Below are 17,734 nucleotides of genomic sequence, written 5' to 3'. Positions count from 1 at the left end.
CCCCCATGAGCGCTGACCCGACGCACGAGCTCCCGGTGGTCGTCATCGGCGCCGGCCCCGTCGGACTGGCCGCCGCGGCGCACCTGCTGGAACGCGGTCTCGAACCGCTGGTGCTGGAGGCCGGCGACCGGGCCGCGGCGGCCGTGCGGGCATGGGGGCACGTGCGGCTGTTCTCGCCGTGGGAGTACGACCTCGACGACGCCGCCGTCCGGCTGCTCGAACCGACCGGCTGGGAGTCCCCGGACCGCACCGCGCTGCCCACCGGCGCCGAGCTCGTCGAGCGGTACCTGGACCCGCTGGCCGCGACCCCGCAGCTGGCCGGCCGGATCCGCACCAGCGCGCGGGTGGTCGCGGTCAGCCGCGTCGGGGTGGACAAGACCCGCACCGTCGGGCGGGCGGGGCGGGCGTACCTGGTGCGCACCCTCGTCGACGGCCGGGTGCACGACGTGACCGCGCGCGCGGTGATCGACGCCTCCGGCACCTGGGGCCAGCGCAACCCGCTGGGCGCCGCAGGCCTCCCCGCGATCGGTGAGGACCAGGCCGGCGACTGGCTGGTCGGCCCGCTGCCCGACGTCCTGGGCCGTGACCGGGCCCGGTTCGCCGGGCGGCACACGCTCGTCGTCGGCATGGGCCACTCCGCGGCGAACACCCTGCTGGCCCTGGTCGAGCTGCAGCGCACCGAGCCCGGCACCCGGATCAGCTGGGCCATCCGTGGCCGCTCCCCCGCCCGGCTCTACGGCGGCGGGGACGCCGACGGGCTGCCCGCCCGCGGCCTGCTCGGGTCCACGCTCGAGGCCGCCGTCCAGGCCGGGCACGTCGAGCTGCACCGCGAGGTCACCCTGACCCGGTTCACCCCCTCCGACGACGGGCTGCTGTGGGTCACCGGCACCGGCCGGGACGGCGCCCCGGTCGACCTGCACGTCGACGCGCTGGCCGGGGCCACCGGCTTCCGCCCCGACCTCGACCTGCTCCGCGAGGTCCGGCTGGAGCTGGACGCCGCGCTCGAGGCTCCGGTCCGGCTGGCGCCGCTGATCGACCCGAACGCGCACTCCTGCGGCACCGTCCCCCCGCACGGGCACCGCGCCCTCGCCCACCCTGACGAGGGCTTCTACCTGGCCGGGATGAAGTCCTACGGCCGGGCACCGACGTTCCTGCTGGCCACCGGCTACGAGCAGGTCCGCTCGATCGCCGCTGCGCTCGCCGGGGACCTCGAGGCCGCCGACGCCGTCCAGCTGCACCTGCCCGCGACCGGCGTCTGCAGCACCGACCTGGCCGACCGCGAGGCCGTGGAGACCGCCGGCGTCGGGTTCGCCACCGGCAGCGCGCACGGGTGGTCGGCCGAGGAGCCGGCGAGCTGTTGCGGGGCGGCTCCGGAGCCGCTGGCGACCGCCCGGCCGAGCTGACCGCGCGCGGCGCTCAGCGGGCCGCCAGCCGCAGCCGGGTGGCCCGGTAGGCGATGCCGACGGCGAAGACGGCGATGCCGGCGGCCACGGACTGCCACGGCAGCGTGGCGACCAGGACCAGACAGCCCAGCAGGCCGAGGACCTGCAGCCACCGGGGGAAGCGACGGTGCGCCCCGTCCTGGGTGAACGCCGCGGCGTTGGCGACGGCGTAGTACAGCAGCACCCCGAACGAGGAGAAGCCGATCGCGCCGCGCAGGTCGACGGTGAGCACCAGCAGGCAGACGACCAGCCCGACGGTGACCTCGGCGCGGTGCGGCACGGCGAAGCGGGGGTGGACCGCCGCCAGGTACCGCGGCAGGTCACCCTGGCGGCCCATCGCCAGGCTGGTGCGGCCCACCCCGGCGATCAGCGCCAGCAGCGCGCCCAGCGCGGCCGCGGCGGCACCGATCCGCACGACCGGGCCGGCCCACTCCCAGCTGCCGGCGGCCACGGCGGCGGCCAGCGGCTCCGTCGTCCCGGCGATGCCGTCGGGCCCCAGTGCGGTCAGCAGCGCCAGCGCGACCACCAGGTAGACCACCACGGCGCCGCCCAGCGCCAGCAGGACCGCGCGCGGGATGGTCCGGGCCGGGTCGCGGACCTCCTCCCCCAGCGTGGCGATCCGGGCGTAGCCGGCGAAGGCGAAGAACAACAGCCCGGCCGACTGCAGCACTCCGAGGACGCCGCCCTCGACCGCCCAGTCCTCCGGCCCCGGCCCGCCTGCAGGACCACCGAACAGCATCGCCGCGACCGCGACGGCCAGCGCAGCCATGACGACGGTCACGATCACCCGGGTGAGCCCCGCGGTGCGGGTCACCCCGCGGTAGTTCGTCGCGGTCAGCGCGAGGACGGCGGCCACGGCCACCGGGCGCTGCCACCCGGCCGGCGCGGCGTACGCAGCGAAGGTCAGCGCCATCGCCGCACAGCTGGCCGTCTTGCCGATCACGAACCCCCAGCCGGCCAGGAAGCCCCACCAGTCCCCCAGCCGCTCCCGCCCGTAGACGTAGGTGCCGCCCGATGCGGGGTACTGGGCGGCCAGCTGGGCCGAGGCGGTGGCGTTGCACCAGGCCACGACCGCCGCGATCGCCAGTCCGATCAGCAGACCGGCGCCGGCGGCCTGGGCGGCCGGGGCGAAGGCCGCGAAGACGCCGGCCCCGATCATCGAGCCCAGCCCGATGACGACGGCGTCCCCGGTGCCGAGCCGACGAGCCAGGCCCGGGCTCCCGCTCACCGTCCGCCCCAGCGGCGTACCCGCTGCCGTCGCGCCGGGACCGCAAAGCACGCCAGCACTGGCGCCGGACTGTGACCCAGTTCACCATGGGGGTGTTCGCAGGTCACCGACCGGACCGGAGGACGAAGATGCGCCACTGCCTGATCGTCGCGAACCAGACCCTCACCACCGAGATCCTCAGCGAGGCCGTGGCGGAGCGGATCGCCCGCGGGCCGCACACCTTCCACGTCGTCGCCCCGGCCACGCCGCTGCACGACCAGCCGGACGGCCCGAGCGCCTATGCCGCCCTGGGCCCCTCGACCGCGGACCGCGCCTACGCCCTGGCCTGTCAGCGGCTGGAGCACGCGCTGGACCACCTCCGCGAGCTGGGCGCCACCGTCGACGGCGAGGTCGGCGACCCGGACGCACTGGAGGCGGTCCGGGCCGCCCTCCGCCACGTCCCCGCCGACGAGATCATCGTGTCCACCCTGCCGCACGGTCTCTCCCAATGGCTGCGCCGCGACCTCCCGGCCCGGCTGCGAAAGGCCACCGGCATCCCGGTGACCCACCTGGCGGCCGACCGGGACGCCGTCCGGACCTGACCGACCGCCGCAGCGAGACCCGGCGCTCACGCCGGGTGCTGCTCGACGCCGAGCTCGGTGGCCAGCGCCCGCACCCGGTTCGCGATGTCGTCCCGCACCAGCCGCATCCGGGCCATGCCCTCGATGCCCCGGGCGGACGGCTCGTCGACGTCCCAGGTCACCGAACGGGTGCCGGGCACCGGGTCGACCCGCGCCTCCCGGCCGAGGACCACCACGACGTCGGCGTTCCCGACCAGCTGATCGGTGACCGGTTTGGGCCGCTCACCGCTGATGTCGATGCCGAGCTCGGCCAGCGACCGGACCGCCTGCTCGTTGAGCGCCTCCCGCGGCGCCGTCCCGGCCGAGGCGACCGCAACCGCGTCCCCGGCGAGCTGGGCCATCAGCCCCGCCGCCAGCTGGGACTTCCCCGCGTTGCGTGCACAGACGAACAGCACGCTGGGCCGACCGGTCACGGCGCGGTGGACACCTGGAGCTCGGCGAGCAGCGCCCGGACGCGCACCTCGATCTCGTCACGGATGAGGCGCACCGACTCCACGCCCTTGCCGGCCGGGTCCTCCAGCGCCCAGTCCAGGTACCGCTTCCCGGGGAACACCGGGCAGGCGTCGCCGCAGCCCATGGTGATCACCACGTCGGAGGCCTCGACGGCGTCGGTGGTGAGCACCTTGGGGCGCTGGTCGGCGATGTCGATGCCGACCTCGGCCATCGCCGCGACCGCCGACGGGTTGACCTGGTCGCCGGGCACCGACCCGGCCGAGCGCACCTCGACGGCGTCCCCGGCCAGGTGGCGCAGCCAGCCAGCGGCCATCTGGGAGCGGCCGGCGTTGTGCACGCAGACGAACAGGACGCTGGGCATGGTCATGCGTTCCTCCGGGAGGGAGTGGGAGCAGGGACGGTCGGGTCGCCGGGGAACCAGCGGCGGGCGGCCCAGAGCGAGACGTAGACGAGGCCGACCAGCACCGGGACCTCGATCAGCGGGCCCACCACGCCGGCCAGCGCCTGGCCGGAGGTGACGCCGAAGGTGCCGATCGCGACGGCGATGGCGAGCTCGAAGTTGTTGCCGGCGGCGGTGAAGGCCAGCGTCGCGGTCTTCGCGTACCCCAGCCGCAGCCGCATCCCGAGCACGAACGAGCCCCCGAACATCAGGGCGAAGTAGGCCAGCAGCGGCAGCGCGATGCGGGCGACGTCCCAGGGGTTGGAGGTGATCGCGTCGCCCTGCAGGGCGAAGAGCATGACGATGGTGAACAGCAGGCCGTAGAGGGCGACCGGGCCGATCTTCGGCAGGAACCGCCCCTCGTACCAGTCGCGGCCCTTCGTGCGCTCGCCGATCGTGCGGGTGAGGAACCCGGCGACCAGCGGGATGCCCAGGAAGACCAGCACCGAGAGGACGATCGCCCAAAAGCTGAACTCCGCCGACGTGGTCGACAGCCCTAGCCAGCCGGGCAGCACCTGGAGGTAGAACCAGCCGAGCACGGCGAAGGCGAGGATCTGGAACACCGAGTTGATCGCCACCAGCACGGCCCCGGCCTCGCGGTCACCGCAGGACAGGTCGTTCCAGATGAGCACCATCGCGATGCAGCGGGCCAGGCCGACGATCACCAGGCCGGTGCGGTACTCGGGCAGGTCGGGCAGCAGCAGCCAGGCGAGGGCGAACATCAGCGCCGGGCCGACCAGCCAGTTCAGCACCAGCGAGGCGCCCAGCAGCTTGCGGTCACCGGTCACCCGGTCCAGCTCGGTGTACCGGACCTTCGCCAGCACCGGGTACATCATCAGCAGCAGACCGACCGCGATCGGCAGGCTCACCTCGCCGATCCGGACGGCGTCCAGGGCGTCGTCCAGCCCGGGCACCAGGCGACCCAGCAGCAGGCCGGCGACCATCGCCACGACGATCCACACCGGCAGGAACCGGTCCAGCGTCGACAACCGGGCCAGCACGGGGGTCTCGAGGTCGGTGCCGGTGCGGGGGGTCTCAGCGGCGAGATCGCTCATGGGGGTGGGCTGCTCCTCGGCCCCGCGAGCGGGGCATCGTGTACCGACGTCCTGTATCGACGTCCGTCTATCCGCCCCAGAGGATGCCGGGGGTATCGACAGACGTCAATGCCGTGCCGATACTGGCCGGGTGAACACCAGTCGAACGGCGGACCGCCCCACCCTGGAGCTGGTCGACGTCGGGGCGCCCGGGTGCTCTCCCGCCGAGCTGGCCGGCGCGATGAACGCCGAGCAGGCCGCCGACCTGGCCCGCACCCTCAAGGCGTTGGCCGATCCGGCGCGACTGCGGGTGCTCGCCCTGGTGGCCGGCAACGAGGGCCGCGAGGTCTGCGTCTGCGACCTCACCGGGCCACTGGGGCTGTCCCAGCCCACCGTGTCCCACCACCTCAAGGTGCTGGTGGACGCCGGCTTCCTCACCCGCGACAAGCGCGGGGTGTGGGCGTACTTCTCCCTGGTGCCCGGCGCCCTCGACGCGGTCGTGTCCGCGCTCCCCGGCGTCCCCGCGCGCAGCTGACCGCTCAGACCGTCGCGCTGCCGGCCTCCTGCGGGACCGGCACCGGCCGGCTCGGACGGGTGCGGCGCCGGGAGACGGCCACGCCCAGCAGGCAGACCCCGCCACCGACGACGGCCAGCGCCGGCGGCACCTCGTCGAGCAGGACCCAGCCCAGCAGCACCACGATCGGTGGCACCAGGTACGTGGTCGCGCCCAGCCGGCCGGCGTCCATCCGGCGCAGCGCGTAGGCCCAGGTGCTGAAGGCCAGCGCCGTCGGCACCACCCCCAGGTAGACCGTGCCGGCGATCGAGGAGGCCGGCGCCGACCCCAGGTCGGCCACCAGCGCCCCGGCCCACGGCAGGCAGCACAGCGCGCCCATCGCGCAGGCGGTGAACGTGACCTGCAGGGCGGGCAGCCGGCGCAGCAGCGGCTTCTGCGCCACCACCCCGGCGGCGTAGGTCACCGCGGCGACCACGCTGAGCAGCACGCCGAGCAGGTCGGCCCCGGCGTCCCGGGTCGCGAAGCCGATCAGCAGCACGCCGCAGAAGGCGATGCCCAGCCCGATCACCAGCCAGCGCGGGAAGCCCTCGCCCAGCAGCAGCCCGGCGAACACCGCGATCAGCACCGGGCCGATGTTGACCAGCATCGCCGTCGTCCCGGCGTCCAGGTGCTGCTCGGCGGCGTTGAGCGCGAGGTTGTAGATGCCGAACCAGCCCACCCCGCACACGACGAGCAGCCGCCACTCACCGGGCGTCGGGGGCACCCAGCCGCGCCGGGTCAGCAGCAGCCCGAGCACGAGGGTCCCGATCGCGAGGCGGCCCAGCGCCAGGGCGCCGGGTGAGAGGTCCTCCCCCACGGCGCGGATGCCGATGAAGGCCGAGGCCCAGGCCAGCACGGTGACCGTGACGGCCAGCAGGGTGAGCGGGGTACGTGAGGGAGCGGGCACGAGCAGGACCCTAGGGACGGCGACCGACGGGATCTGGCGGTTTCCGGCCGCGGCACCGCAGCTGGCCGTCGGGCTGCGGGATCGGGCAGCATCGCCGCGCTCTGTCAGTGCTGTGCGGCACGATGCCGGCATGCCCTCCTCGTCGCGCCACCTGACCGTGCAGATCGACCGGCCCGCTGAGGCGGTGTACGCCTGGGTCCGTGACCCGGCGAACCTGCCGGTCTGGGCGGCCGGGCTGGCGGCCGGGATCCGCCGGGAGCGCGGCGAGTGGGTCGCCGACTCCCCGATGGGCCGGGTGCTGGTGCGCTTCGTGCCGGTCAACGAGTACGGCGTCCTGGACCACGACGTGGTGCTCCCCGACGGCACGACCACCACCAACCCGGTGCGAGTGCTCGCCGACGGGGCCGGCAGCGAGGTGGTCTTCACCCTGCGCCGGGCCGCGGGCACCACCGACGAGGAGCTGGAGGCCGACACCGCCGCGGTGACCGCCGACCTCGCGACCCTGAAGCGGGTGCTCGAGGCCGGCTGACCGCGCCGCCGCCCGGGCTCGTGCGGACGTCGGACCCGGAGGGCAGCTCCCCGACCCGGTGACCGGCCTGCTGTCGGACCTCCCGGCGCACCGCGCTGCGCGCGTGGTCGACGAGCAGCCCGTCCGGACCGTGGACGCGCGCCGGCCCGGGTCCTCGATGGAGGGCCCGGGCCGGCGGGGACGACACGTCAGGGAGTGCGGTTCACCCGGTCCACGTCGGAGGGGTCGGCACCGCCGGGTCCGACGCGGTGCCCACCGCTGGCCCCCAGCGCCGGGCCCGTGCCGGCGGCGAACCCGGTCTCCTGGGTGAGCGCGGCCTTCATCTCCGCCGGCGCCAGGGCGCGGGCGACGTGCCAGCCGGCCACGGCCACGATCGTGCCGAGGGAGATGCCGCCGAGGGAGAACTCGTCGGAGAAGACCAGGTTCACGTTGCCGATCCCGATGATGATCCCGGCGGCCAGCGGCACCAGGTTGATCGGGTTGGCGAAGTCGACCCGGTTCTCCTTCCAGATCTTGGCGCCGAGCAGCCCGATCATCCCGTAGAGGACGACGGTGATGCCGCCGAGCACCGCGCCCGGGGTGGCGTTGACGATCGCCCCGAACTTGGGCACCAGGCCGAGCAGGATCGCCACGATCGCGGCCACGTAGTAGGCCGCGGTGGAGTAGACGCGGGTGGCGGCCATGACGCCGATGTTCTCCGCGTAGGTGGTCGTCGGCGAACCGCCCACCGAGGTGGCCACGACGGTGGCGACGCCGTCGGCGAAGACCGCCCGGCCGAGCACCGGGTCCAGGTCGCGCTTGGTCATCTCCCCGACCGCCTTGACGTGGCCGGCGTTCTCGGCGACCAGCGCGATCACCGCGGGCAGCACCAGCAGCGAGAAGTTGACCGAGAAGGACGGCCCGGTGAGCTCCGGCAGCCCGAACCAGTCGGCGGTGCCGACGGCGTCGAAGTTGACCCGGTCGTGCGTGGTGACCTCGCCGGCGCCGGCGTCGAAGGAGGTGATCTGACCGGTGGTGGCGTCCAGCAGCAGCGAGAGCAGGTAGCCGAAGACCAGGCCGAGCAGGATCGAGATGCGGGCCCAGAAGCCGCGCAGGGCCAGCGAGACGACGATGACGAAGGCCATAGTGGCCAGGGCGACCCACTGGTCCTGCGGCCAGTACGTGCCGGCCGCGACCGGGGCCAGGTTGAAGCCGATCAGCAGCACCACCGCACCGGTCACCGCCGGGGGCAGCACCCGGTTGACCACCCGCGGCCCGGCCGCCTGGATGAGCAGCCCCACCAGGGCCAGCACGATGCCGGAGACGAGGATCGCGCCGACGACGTCGCTGCTGTCACCGCCCTGTGCCCGGACCGCGGTGACGCCACCGACGAAGGCGGCGCTGGTGCCCAGGTAGGAGGGCACCTTCCCCTGCACGATCAGCAGGAAGATGATCGTGGCGATCCCGCTCATCATGATCGCCAGGTTCGCGTCCAGGCCCATGATCAGCGGGAAGACGAACGTCGCCCCGAACATGGCGACGACGTGCTGCGCCCCGATGCCGACGGTCAGCGGCCAGGACAGCCGCTCCTCGGGTGCCACCGCCTCACCGAGTGGCGGGGTCTTGCCGTCCCCGTAGAGCTTCCAGCCGAACGCCATCGGTCCTCCTCGCGACCCCGCCGAGCAACTAGCTCAGCGCTGAGGTATCGGACAGTGGCAGATCCGGCCGTCGCACACCAGGGGGTCGTGGACACGTTCCCATCACGGACCACCGGGTGAACACGGACGTAACACCACCGACACGCGCCAGCGTCGAACCGAGCCGGCCGCCGGTCTTCCGGCCCCCTCCCAGGGGCCCGCCACGAGCGTGCGAGTGGTGGGGAGGGAGGGGGTCCTTCATCAGACGAGCGACTCGAGCCCGTCGTCCAGGACGGCGGCGGCGACGGTCTCCACCGGCGGGCGGTGCGGCTGGTCCAGGCCGCGGATGCGGGCGGCGTGCAGGGCCAGCAGCAGGTTCAGCCGCAGGGTCGGGTCGGTGGTGAAGGGGCCGAGCAGCCGCTCCAGCTTCCCGATCCGGTACCGCATCGTGTTGTAGTGGAAGTGCAGCCGGCGCGCGGACTCCGCGACGTTGAGGTTGGTCTCCAGCAGCACCCGCAGGGTGTCGCGCAGGTCGACCGCGTCTGGGTCGCTGGAGTCGGCGAGGGTGCCCAGCACCTCGTCGACGTAGGACCGCAGCTCGTTGCTGTCCGGGATGAGCGACAGCAGCCGGAAGACGCCCAGCTGGTCGAAGTGGGTCACGGCGTGCCCGCCGTGGATCTCCTGGCCGACGACCAGCGCCCGCTGCGCCTGCTGGTAGACCTCGCCGAGTGCCGACAGCGACTCCGCCGGCCGGCCGATCCCGGTGCCCAGCAGCCGGCCGACCCGCCGCAGCCGGGCGTTGACCCGGGCCGTGACCGCGGCGACGAGGCCGGACAGCTCCTCGGGGGTGCGCCCGTCCAGCGGCAGCACGGTGACGATCTCGGTGGCCAGGCCGGCGACCGCGGCACCGGCGACCTCGGCGTCCACCGCCGACCGCCAGCCGTCGGCGAGCCGGTCGAGGACGTCGAGGGCCCGGGTCGGGTCGGTACCGGCGTCGGCGACGGTCTCGGTGGCGGTGACCAGGACGACGACCGGGCCGTCGAGGCGCCAGCCGAAGGACCGCGCGTAGGCCAGGGCCCGCTCGGTGTGCGCGAACGAGCCGCCGACCAGCCGGCGCACCATGTCGCCCTGGAACCGCAGCTCGACCGAGTGCACGGCCTGCGAGCGGATCTCCGACAGCGCGGCGATGACGGCAGCCTGCTCGAGCACCGCGCCGGCGCCCAGCAGCATCGGGCCGTGCCGGTTGACCGCGACCAACCAGCCGTGCCGCTGCTCGCCGGCCATGATCGGCGCCACCGCGTACTCCCCCACCCCGCCGGGGAGCTCGTGGTGCCCGGGGACCAGCAGGATGCCGTCGGCCGGGGACATGTCCCCGTCGGCGAACACGTCGGCCGGGGTGACGACGCTCTGGTCGGCCCGGTTGCCCGAGAGCCGGCGGGAGGGGGTCAGGTCGGCGAACGCGTCGTCAGCCGCGGCGTCCAGCAGCCACAGCCAGTCGCGGATCTCCTCGATCTCCTCCTGCGGGCCGGCGCTGGTGGCGACCTCCCGGTCCGGGCCGAGCCCGAGCACGGCGGCGCCGGCGAGGAAGGTGGAGACCTGGGTGGTGACCTCGGCCAGTCCACCGCCGCTGAGTGCGACGTCGATGAACTGGTTGTGCATCCGGTTGGCCAGGCTGAGTGCCTGGGTCTGCTTGTCGATGATGGCGCCGAGCACCTCGGCGACGACCTCGTCCAGCCGGGTGGAGGCCGGCAGCGCGAGCACCGGGAAGCCGCGGCGGTCGGCCTCGGCCAGCACCTCGACCGGCACCTCGCCGGCCGCGTTGCCCGACGCGCCCTCGGCGCGGAAGGCCAGCGCACCGCTGCCGCTGCGGTGCAGCCGCTCGATCAGCGCGCGGCTCTGCACGGGGTCGCCGGAGGGCAGCCGGGAGGCCAGCACCACCAACACGTCGGGTCCGGCGCTGCCGACCGGGTCGGCCGGGTCGTCGACCGTCACGTGCCGGACGATCCGCCGGGTGCCGGTGGCACCGCCGACGACGAGGGTGCCGGCCAGCCCGGGCAGCTGCAGGAGCTGGTCGACCGTGAGGCCCATGCTGTCCTGCAGGGCGGTGCGGTCGGCGGGCGGCACCTGGGACAGCACCGGCTCGATCGACGGCGGGACGGTGCGGTGCGTAGCCACCCGATCGCTGTGTGCTGCGTAAGTCACCGAAACCTCACGTTCAGTCACTGTACGTACCCCCAGAGCACGGTGCACCAGACATCTGCGCGAGATTCTGTCAGACGTCTCTGGACGCCGGGAACGCCGCTTGGCGAGAATCGCCATACAGGCCCGGGGGGCGACCCAGCTGGGTGTGCACCCCGGTCCTGTGACCCGGCACGGAACGGCAGCACGCCCACTGCGCGTCGTGGGCCGGTGCCGCCCGGTCCGGGAACGAGGAGACCGGGACGGAGACGGCCGACGCACGGCCGCCGTCCACCGCACGGGTGGAGGTCACATGCGCACGATCGACGAGGGCACCGGCGGACAGGGCGACGCCAGGGCCGAGCACGCCGACGACGCCCCGGGCCGGGCGCCCCGGGCGGGGACGACCACGATCCCGACGCCGACCCGGGCCGGCCGGGCGACCCGGGCCGGGATGCCCACCCTGCACCTCCCGCACACCGGGAGCGCGCCGGCCCCCCGCGCCGGTGCCGGCGCGTCCGTGCCGTCGCAGGCCAGCACCGGCGTCGCCGAGCTGCTGCGCGGCCCGGTCCGTCAGGCGCGGGTGCTGCTGTCCGTGCCGGCTGCGGTCTACCTCACCGTCCAGACGCCGCAGGGCCCCGACGTGGTCGGGGTGCTGACCTCCGACGCCGCCCGGCTGCCCCTGAGCTGCGTGCTGTTCCGCCCCTCGAACGGACGCCCCCTCGTGGCGGTCCCCAGCGGCGCACCGGCGCAGGTCGGCGGTGGCCGGCTGGTCGTCGGTGACCTGGTCGTCAGCGCCGCCGCCTGGTGGGACCCCCGACCCAAGCTGCCCACCGCCCGCCCGGCACTGCTCCCCGAAGGGGTGCGGCAGCTGCGGGTGGCGCTCTACGGCGAGGGCGTCCCACACAGCGCCTTCGCCCTGCCCGGCCTGCCCGGTGGCCCGAGCGGGCCGCTGGCCGCGCTGCGCGGGGCCGTCCGACGGGCCGATCTCGACGCCGCGCTGCGCACCGCCACCCGGCTGGTCGGCCTCGGCCCGGGCCTGACGCCGGCCGGGGACGACGTGCTGGCCGGCACCACCGCCGGACTGGTGCTGCTGGGCCACCCCGCGGCCGAGCGGTTCGGCGCCGGGGTGACCGGGCTGGCCGCCGGGCGCACCACCGAGCTGTCCCGGGCGCTGCTACGGCACGCAGCCGCGGGCCGGGTCAGCGGTGAGTTCGCCGCCGTGCTGCGCGGGCTCGTCGGCGACGGCGCGCTGGCCCCCGCGATCAGCGCGCTGCTGGCCACCGGCTCGACCAGCGGCCGGGCCCTGGCACTCGGGTTGTGCACCGCGATCGACCTGGTGGACCGCACCGCCCGGCCGCGCTGACCCGGTGGCCCGCCGGCTGCTCCCGGCGGGCCACCGGGTCAGCCGACGTCGACGGGGAGCAGCGGGCCGAGCCGGTCCCACTGCGCGATGGCGCACCCGTCGACGCGGCTCAGCTGCAGGTCCACGGGCTCGCCCGCCCACCGACCGGTGATCGTGGCCGTCTGGGGCCCGCCGAACTGCTGGGTGCACACCTGGTCGGCCGGCAGGGGCGCGAACGGGTCCGCGAGGCCCTGCAGGTGGTCACAGGCCGCCGCCGGATCCGGCAGGTCACCCGCCGGGGTGCCGGAGCAGTCGAGGGTGTAGCTGGCCACGTCGCCGCCCTCGCCCGGGTCCAGCTCCACCACGAGCCGACCGTCGTCCCCCGCACCGGACGGCACCGGGTCGCTGACGGTGGCCGGGCTGGTCGACCTGCCAGGGCCGGTCGACGCCGCTGGACCGGTCGACCCGGCCGCGGTCTGCCCCTGGTCGCCGTCGGCGCAGGCGCCGAGCAGCGGTACGGCGAGCAGCAGGACCGGGACGACGAGGCGACGCATGCTGCCAGGATGCCGCCCGCAGCGGTGGGCAGGCAGGCGACGCGGCGGATCAGCGGCGAGGACCCGCGCTCGCCCGCGCGGCGATCAGAGGCGCGAGGCGGCGATGGTGGTGACCAGGATGGCGCGGGCGCCGAGCTCCCAGAGCTCGTCCATCACCCGGTTGGTGTCCTCCTTGAGCACCATCGCGCGCACCGCCGACCAGCCCTCGGTCTGCAGCGGGCTGACCGTCGGGCCCTCCAGACCGGGCGTCCGGGCGGTGGCCTGGGCCAGCAGCGCGTTCGGGCAGTCGTAGTCGAGCATCACGTAGCGCCGGGCGACCAGGACGCCCTGCAGCCGGCGGCGCAGCTGCGCGACGGCGGGCTCCTCGTCGGCCCCGGCCCGCCCGACCAGCACGGCCTCGCTCGCGAGCACCGGGTCACCGATGATCCGCAGGCCGGCAGCCCGCAGCGTCGTCCCGGTCTCGACCACGTCGCAGACGGCGTCGGCCACGCCCAGCCGGCAGGCGGTCTCCACCGCGCCGTCCAGCTTGACCACCGAGGCCTTCATGCCGGTCTCGTCCAGGAACCGCTGCAGCAGGCCCGGGTAGGCGGTGGCGATCCGCCGGCCCTCGAGCGCGGCCACGTCGCCGATCGGGGAGTCGGCCGGGCTGGCGAACCGGAACGACGACCGGCCGAAGCCCAACGGCATCACCTCGGCGGCGACCGCTCCCCCGCCGTCGGTCGGGGTGGTCTCCAGCAGCATGTCCCGCCCGGTGATCCCGACGTCCAGCGTGCCGGCCGCGACGTAGATCGCGATGTCGCGGGGCCGCAGGTAGAAGAACTCGGTGTCGTTCTCCGGGTCGTACACGGCCAGCTCGCTGGACGTGCGCCGCTGCCGGTACCCGCTCTCGGCGAGCATCGCCGCAGCGGGCTCGCTCAGGACGCCCTTGTTCGGGACGGCGACGCGCAGCACAGAGCAGCTCCTAGCGAGAGGATGGAACGGCCTCGTCCCCGGGGCCCGCGGCGTGCGAAGCGCGTCGTGGGGAGGGACGAGGTCCTTTCAGAGGTGAGCGTAGACGTCGGCCAGGCTGAGCCCGCGGGCCAGCATGAGCACCTGCACCCGGTAGAGGAGCTGGCTGATCTCCTCCGCCGTCCGCTCGGCGCCCTCGTGCTCGGCGGCCATCCACGACTCGGCCGCCTCCTCGACGACCTTCTTCCCGGCCGCGTGCACCCCGTCGCGGACGGCGGTGACGGTGCCCGAGGCGGGGTCGCCGGCCGCGACCTTGTCGCTCAGCTCGGCGAACAGCTCGTCGAAGGACTTCACGCGCCGGCTCCCGGCCCGGCCTGGAAGCCGGTGGCGCGGGGGGTGGCCCGCAGGTCGCGCAGCACCAGGGCGGTCTGCAGCGCGGCGGCGGCTGCCTCCCACCCCTTGTCCTCACCGGAGTCGTCCATGCCGGCCCGGTCGCGGGCCTGCCGCTCGCCCTCGGTGGTGAGCACGCCGTTGCCGACCGGCTTGCCCGAGTCCAGCGCCACCCGGGTCAGCCCGGCGGTGAAGGAGTCGCAGACGTAGTCGAAGTGGGGTGTGCCGCCCCGGACGACGACGCCGAGCGCGACGACCGCGTCGTGGTTCTCGGCGAGCGCCTGGGCGACGACCGGCAGCTCGAGGGCGCCGGGCACCCGGACGACTGTGGGAGACGGAACGCCCGACGCCTCGGCGCAGGCGATCGCCCGGGCCAGCAGGGAGTCGGCGATCTCGCCGTGCCAGGTGCCCGCGACGATGCCCAGGGTCAGCCCCGTGGCGTCGATCGGCTCCTGCCCCGGCGCTCCGGACCCGCTCATGAGTTCTCCTCGATGCTGTGTGCTGCTGGAAGGGACGCTGCAGTGTGCCGGTCGTGCGACCCGCCGACCGTCATACCGGTTGCTCGTCGGCGCGCCGCACCGGTGGGGACGTCGGCCCGTCGCCGTCGGCGGTGCTGGGCTCGATGATCTCCAGCAGGTGGCCCATCCGGTCGCGCTTGGTGCGCAGGTAGCCGACGTTGTCGGCGGTGACGCTGCTGGGCAGCGCGACCCGACCGGTGATCTTCAGGCCGTACCCCTCCAGCCCGGCGCGTTTGGCCGGGTTGTTGGTCAGCAGCCGCATGGTGTGGATGCCCAGGTCGACCAGGATCTGCGCCCCGGTGCCGTAGTCGCGGGCGTCGGCGGGCAGCCCGAGGTCGAGGTTGGCGTCGACGGTGTCCACGCCGGTGTCCTGCAGCTGGTAGGCCTGCAGCTTGTGCAGCAGGCCGATCCCCCGGCCCTCGTGCCCGCGGATGTAGAGGACGACGCCGCGCCCCTCCTGGGCGACCGCGGCCAGCGCGGCGTCCAGCTGGGGGCCGCAGTCGCAGCGCAACGAGCCGAAGACGTCGCCGGTGAGGCACTCGGAGTGCACCCGGACCAGCACGTCCTGCCCGTCGGCGATGTCGCCGTAGACGAAGGCCACGTGCTCGCGCTCGTCGTAGGAGCTGCGGTAGCCCACCGCGGTGAACTCCCCCGCCCGCAGCGGCACGCGTGCCTCGGCGACCCGCTCGACGAGCTTGTCGAAGCGCTTGCGGTAGGCGATGAGGTCGGCGATGGAGACCATCACCAGGTCGTGCTCGTCGGCGAAGACCCGCAGCTCCTCACCGCGGGCCATGCCGATCGGGTCCTTCTCGGAGACGACCTCGCACAGCGTCCCCGAGGGCCGCAGCCCGGCCAGGACGGCGAGGTCCACGGCCGCCTCGGTGTGCCCGGGACGGCGCAGGACGCCGCCGTCCTTGGCGCGCAGCGGGACGACGTGGCCGGGGCGGGCCAGGTCGGCGGACCTGGTGTCGGCGGCGGCCAGGGTGCGGATGGTGTGCGCCCGGTCGGCGGCGGAGATGCCGGTGGTCACGCCCTCGCGGGCGTCGACGGTGACGGTGTAGGCGGTGCCGCGGCGGTCCTGGTTGACCCGGAACATCGGCGGCAGGTCCAGCCGGTCGGCGTCCTCCTCGGTGACCGCGACGCAGATGTAGCCGGAGGTGTACCGCACCATGAACGCGACCAGCTCGGGCGTCGCGAGCTCGGAGGCGAAGATCAGGTCGCCCTCGTTCTCCCGGTCCTCGTCGTCGATGACGACGACGGGCCGGCCGCTCTTGACCGCGGCGATCGCGCTCTCCACGGAGTCCAGCCGGAACGCGCTCATCGTCGGGCTCCCAACAGTCGTTCGACGTACTTGGCGATGACGTCCACCTCCAGGTTGACCGGGTCACCGGGGGCGCGCTCGCCCAGGGTGGTCTCGCGCAGGGTGGTCGGGATGAGGCTGACCTCGAACCAGGGCTCGGGTGCGTCTGCGAGCGCGCTCACGGTCAGCGAGACACCGTCGACGGTGATCGAGCCCTTCTCCACGAGGTAGCGGGCCAGGTCGGCCGGGACGGCGATCCGCACGACCTCCCAGTCGTCGCCGGGGGTGCGGGACACCACGGTGCCCACGCCGTCGACGTGGCCCTGCACGATGTGGCCGCCCAGCCGGGTGGTCGGGGTGACCGCACGCTCCAGGTTGACCCGCTCGCCGGCGCCGACCCGGCCCAGGCTGCTGCGCCGCAGCGTCTCGGCCATCACGTCGGTGTTCCACACACCCCCGCCGTCCTCGCCCGGCTGCACGCCGGTGACGGTCAGGCAGACGCCGTTGACCGCGATCGAGTCGCCGAGAGCGACGTCCTCCAGCGCCTTGCGCGCGCGGATCCGCAGCACGGCGCTGTCCGCGCCGTCCTCGCGCACGACCAGGGTGCCGAGCTCCTCCACGATGCCGGTGAACACCTCAGCTCCCTCCGTCGTCCGTCGTCGGTCCACCAGTGTGCCGGGTGGGCCGCAGGCGGATCTGCACGTCCCCGCCCATGCGGGTGACGTCGGTGACCACCAGGTGCAGCGCGGCGCCGATGGTGGGGATTCCCAGGTCACCCACCATGTGAGCCCCGGCACCCAGGAGCGTCGGGGCGACGTGCACCACCGCCTCGTCGACCAGCCCGACGGCGAGGAACGCGGCGGCCAGCGTCGGGCCGCCCTCCAGCAGCACCCGGCGGACGTCCCGGTCGTACAGCTCGGCCAGCAGCGCGGCGGGGGTGTCCGCCGCGCTGACCAGCGTGGGGGCGGCCCCGTCGTGCACCCGGGCGGTGGCCGGCACCCGGCCCCGCCGGTCGAGCACCACCCGCAGCGGCTGCCGGCCGGCGGGACGCCCGGCGGCGTCCCGGACGGTGAGCTGCGGGTCGTCGGCGAGGGCGGTCCCCGAGCCGACCAGCACCGCGTCGCAGGTCGCCCGCAGCTGGTGCACGGCGGCGCGGGCCTCGGGGCCGGTGATCCACCGGCTGGTGCCGTCGGCGGCGGCCACCCGGCCGTCCAGGGTGGTGGCGACCTTCCAGACCACCTGCGGCCGGTGCTCGCGGACGCCGGTCAGCCAGGCCGCGAGCGCGCCGTCGGCCGCCTCGGCCTGCTGCTCGCCGAGCTCCACGTCGACGCCGGCGGCGCGCAGCCGCTCGGCCCCGCCGTGCGCCAGGCGGGTGGGCTCGGGGACGGCGACGACGACCCGGGCGACCCCGGCGGCGATCAGCGCATCGGCGCACGGGCCGGTGCGGCCGGTGTGTGCGCACGGTTCGAGGGTGACCACGGCGGTGCCGCCGCGGGCGCGTTCGCCGGCCTGGGCGAGGGCGTGCACCTCGGCGTGCGGGCCGCCGGGCGGGGACGTCGCGCCCTCCCCGACCACCTGGCCGGCCGCGTCGAGCACCACGGCCCCGACCGCGGGGTTGGGGCTGGTGGTGCCCAGCACGGTCAGCCCCAGCTCGCGGGCGCGGGCCATGGCCGCGCGCTC

At 74.9% G+C, this 17,734-nt stretch carries 19 protein-coding genes; 5 read left to right on the top strand and 14 right to left on the bottom strand.

The window, feature by feature from the left end; all coding sequences use genetic code 11:
* Positions 1–5 precede the first annotated feature (5 nt).
* The gene (locus HLA93_RS07455; RefSeq protein WP_222193695.1) at positions 6–1,403 is read left to right on the top strand and encodes an FAD-dependent oxidoreductase; all 1,398 of its coding nucleotides are present in this window, start codon (positions 6–8) and stop codon (positions 1,401–1,403) included.
* Between the two features lie 13 nt (positions 1,404–1,416).
* Here the strand turns inward: HLA93_RS07455 and HLA93_RS07450 are convergent, their stop codons facing one another.
* On the bottom strand, positions 1,417–2,670 hold the full coding sequence (locus HLA93_RS07450) for an APC family permease (protein WP_222193694.1): 1,254 nt from the start codon (positions 2,668–2,670) through the stop codon (positions 1,417–1,419).
* 128 nt (positions 2,671–2,798) lie between these two features.
* Between HLA93_RS07450 and HLA93_RS07445 the strand changes: the two genes are divergently transcribed.
* Positions 2,799–3,251: a hypothetical protein gene (locus tag HLA93_RS07445; RefSeq protein WP_222193693.1), complete on the top strand. Its 453-nt coding sequence runs from the start codon at positions 2,799–2,801 to the stop codon at positions 3,249–3,251.
* 26 nt (positions 3,252–3,277) lie between these two features.
* On the opposite strand, the gene HLA93_RS07440 is transcribed toward HLA93_RS07445, so the two are convergent.
* From HLA93_RS07440 to arsB, 3 genes are read right to left on the bottom strand one after another with little or no spacing between them, the layout of a single operon-like run.
* A complete protein-coding gene (locus tag HLA93_RS07440) occupies positions 3,278–3,703 on the bottom strand; it encodes an arsenate-mycothiol transferase ArsC (RefSeq protein ID WP_222193692.1) in 426 nt (141 codons plus the stop codon).
* On the bottom strand, positions 3,700–4,110 hold the full coding sequence (locus HLA93_RS07435; protein ID WP_222193691.1) for an arsenate reductase ArsC: 411 nt from the start codon (positions 4,108–4,110) through the stop codon (positions 3,700–3,702). The genes HLA93_RS07440 and HLA93_RS07435 overlap by 4 nt, the downstream gene beginning before the upstream one ends.
* A complete protein-coding gene (gene arsB / locus HLA93_RS07430) occupies positions 4,107–5,237 on the bottom strand; it encodes an ACR3 family arsenite efflux transporter (RefSeq protein ID WP_281425117.1) in 1,131 nt (376 codons plus the stop codon). Before arsB ends, HLA93_RS07435 begins: the two co-directional genes overlap by 4 nt.
* Positions 5,238–5,367: 130 nt before the next feature.
* Between arsB and HLA93_RS07425 the strand changes: the two genes are divergently transcribed.
* Entirely contained in the window at positions 5,368–5,751 is a 384-nt protein-coding gene (locus tag HLA93_RS07425; RefSeq protein ID WP_308127996.1) for an ArsR/SmtB family transcription factor, read from the top strand.
* 4 nt (positions 5,752–5,755) lie between these two features.
* Here HLA93_RS07425 and HLA93_RS07420 read toward each other — a convergent pair whose 3' ends face one another.
* Positions 5,756–6,676, bottom strand: coding sequence for a DMT family transporter (locus tag HLA93_RS07420; protein WP_222193690.1), 921 nt, complete (start codon positions 6,674–6,676; stop codon positions 5,756–5,758).
* A gap of 130 nt (positions 6,677–6,806) precedes the next feature.
* Here HLA93_RS07420 and HLA93_RS07415 point away from each other — a divergent pair, with 130 nt between their 5' ends.
* Positions 6,807–7,205: an SRPBCC family protein gene (locus tag HLA93_RS07415; protein ID WP_222193689.1), complete on the top strand. Its 399-nt coding sequence runs from the start codon at positions 6,807–6,809 to the stop codon at positions 7,203–7,205.
* A 188-nt stretch (positions 7,206–7,393) separates the two neighbouring features.
* On the opposite strand, the gene HLA93_RS07410 is transcribed toward HLA93_RS07415, so the two are convergent.
* On the bottom strand, positions 7,394–8,842 hold the full coding sequence (locus HLA93_RS07410; RefSeq protein ID WP_222193688.1) for a uracil-xanthine permease family protein: 1,449 nt from the start codon (positions 8,840–8,842) through the stop codon (positions 7,394–7,396).
* 240 nt (positions 8,843–9,082) lie between these two features.
* On the bottom strand, positions 9,083–10,996 hold the full coding sequence (locus HLA93_RS07405) for a PucR family transcriptional regulator (protein ID WP_308127995.1): 1,914 nt from the start codon (positions 10,994–10,996) through the stop codon (positions 9,083–9,085).
* 316 nt (positions 10,997–11,312) lie between these two features.
* Here HLA93_RS07405 and HLA93_RS07400 point away from each other — a divergent pair, with 316 nt between their 5' ends.
* A complete protein-coding gene (locus HLA93_RS07400) occupies positions 11,313–12,365 on the top strand; it encodes a DUF2877 domain-containing protein (protein WP_222193686.1) in 1,053 nt (350 codons plus the stop codon).
* Positions 12,366–12,403: 38 nt separating this feature from the next.
* Here HLA93_RS07400 and HLA93_RS07395 read toward each other — a convergent pair whose 3' ends face one another.
* The 7 genes from HLA93_RS07395 to ribD form a co-directional block, all read right to left on the bottom strand.
* Positions 12,404–12,898 carry an SSI family serine proteinase inhibitor gene (locus tag HLA93_RS07395; protein ID WP_222193685.1) on the bottom strand — a complete coding sequence of 165 codons (495 nt, stop codon included), beginning with the start codon at positions 12,896–12,898 and terminating at the stop codon, positions 12,404–12,406.
* Between the two features lie 84 nt (positions 12,899–12,982).
* Positions 12,983–13,849, bottom strand: a complete 867-nt coding sequence (gene hisG / locus HLA93_RS07390) for an ATP phosphoribosyltransferase (protein ID WP_222193684.1) — start codon at positions 13,847–13,849, stop codon at positions 12,983–12,985.
* 87 nt (positions 13,850–13,936) lie between these two features.
* A complete protein-coding gene (locus HLA93_RS07385; RefSeq protein WP_222193683.1) occupies positions 13,937–14,200 on the bottom strand; it encodes a phosphoribosyl-ATP diphosphatase in 264 nt (87 codons plus the stop codon).
* A complete protein-coding gene (gene ribH, locus HLA93_RS07380) occupies positions 14,197–14,715 on the bottom strand; it encodes a 6,7-dimethyl-8-ribityllumazine synthase (RefSeq protein ID WP_222193682.1) in 519 nt (172 codons plus the stop codon). The genes HLA93_RS07385 and ribH overlap by 4 nt, the downstream gene beginning before the upstream one ends.
* A 70-nt stretch (positions 14,716–14,785) precedes the next feature.
* Entirely contained in the window at positions 14,786–16,075 is a 1,290-nt protein-coding gene (locus HLA93_RS07375; RefSeq protein ID WP_246625844.1) for a bifunctional 3,4-dihydroxy-2-butanone-4-phosphate synthase/GTP cyclohydrolase II, read from the bottom strand.
* Positions 16,072–16,689 carry a riboflavin synthase gene (locus HLA93_RS07370; RefSeq protein ID WP_222193681.1) on the bottom strand — a complete coding sequence of 206 codons (618 nt, stop codon included), beginning with the start codon at positions 16,687–16,689 and terminating at the stop codon, positions 16,072–16,074. The genes HLA93_RS07375 and HLA93_RS07370 overlap by 4 nt, the downstream gene beginning before the upstream one ends.
* A gap of 1 nt (position 16,690) precedes the next feature.
* Positions 16,691–17,722 (bottom strand): bifunctional diaminohydroxyphosphoribosylaminopyrimidine deaminase/5-amino-6-(5-phosphoribosylamino)uracil reductase RibD, encoded by a 1,032-nt coding sequence (ribD, locus tag HLA93_RS07365; protein WP_222193680.1) that lies wholly within the window; start codon positions 17,720–17,722, stop codon positions 16,691–16,693.
* Positions 17,723–17,734 lie beyond the last annotated feature (12 nt).

It is taken from the genome of Modestobacter italicus, assembly GCF_019799965.1.
In the GTDB taxonomy this organism is placed as follows: Bacteria; Actinomycetota; Actinomycetes; order Mycobacteriales; family Geodermatophilaceae; genus Modestobacter; species Modestobacter italicus_A.
The sequence above is the reverse complement of the archived record's forward strand: the minus strand, read 5'-3'. Positions and strand labels throughout refer to the sequence as shown.

Excerpts from the sequence above, each read along its gene's own strand:
- HLA93_RS07445 (WP_222193693.1), top strand. The coding sequence starts at position 2,799 with ATGCGCCACTGCCTGATCGTCGCGAACCAGACCCTCACCACCGAGATC.
- HLA93_RS07395 (WP_222193685.1), bottom strand. The coding sequence starts at position 12,898 with ATGCGTCGCCTCGTCGTCCCGGTCCTGCTGCTCGCCGTACCGCTGCTC.
- arsB (WP_281425117.1), bottom strand. The coding sequence starts at position 5,237 with ATGAGCGATCTCGCCGCTGAGACCCCCCGCACCGGCACCGACCTCGAG.
- HLA93_RS07400 (WP_222193686.1), top strand. The coding sequence starts at position 11,313 with ATGCGCACGATCGACGAGGGCACCGGCGGACAGGGCGACGCCAGGGCC.
- ribH (WP_222193682.1), bottom strand. The coding sequence starts at position 14,715 with ATGAGCGGGTCCGGAGCGCCGGGGCAGGAGCCGATCGACGCCACGGGG.
- HLA93_RS07415 (WP_222193689.1), top strand. The coding sequence starts at position 6,807 with ATGCCCTCCTCGTCGCGCCACCTGACCGTGCAGATCGACCGGCCCGCT.
- HLA93_RS07435 (WP_222193691.1), bottom strand. The coding sequence starts at position 4,110 with ATGACCATGCCCAGCGTCCTGTTCGTCTGCGTGCACAACGCCGGCCGC.
- HLA93_RS07410 (WP_222193688.1), bottom strand. The coding sequence starts at position 8,842 with ATGGCGTTCGGCTGGAAGCTCTACGGGGACGGCAAGACCCCGCCACTC.
- ribD (WP_222193680.1), bottom strand. The coding sequence starts at position 17,722 with ATGGCCCGCGCCCGCGAGCTGGGGCTGACCGTGCTGGGCACCACCAGC.
- HLA93_RS07455 (WP_222193695.1), top strand. The coding sequence starts at position 6 with ATGAGCGCTGACCCGACGCACGAGCTCCCGGTGGTCGTCATCGGCGCC.
- HLA93_RS07375 (WP_246625844.1), bottom strand. The coding sequence starts at position 16,075 with ATGAGCGCGTTCCGGCTGGACTCCGTGGAGAGCGCGATCGCCGCGGTC.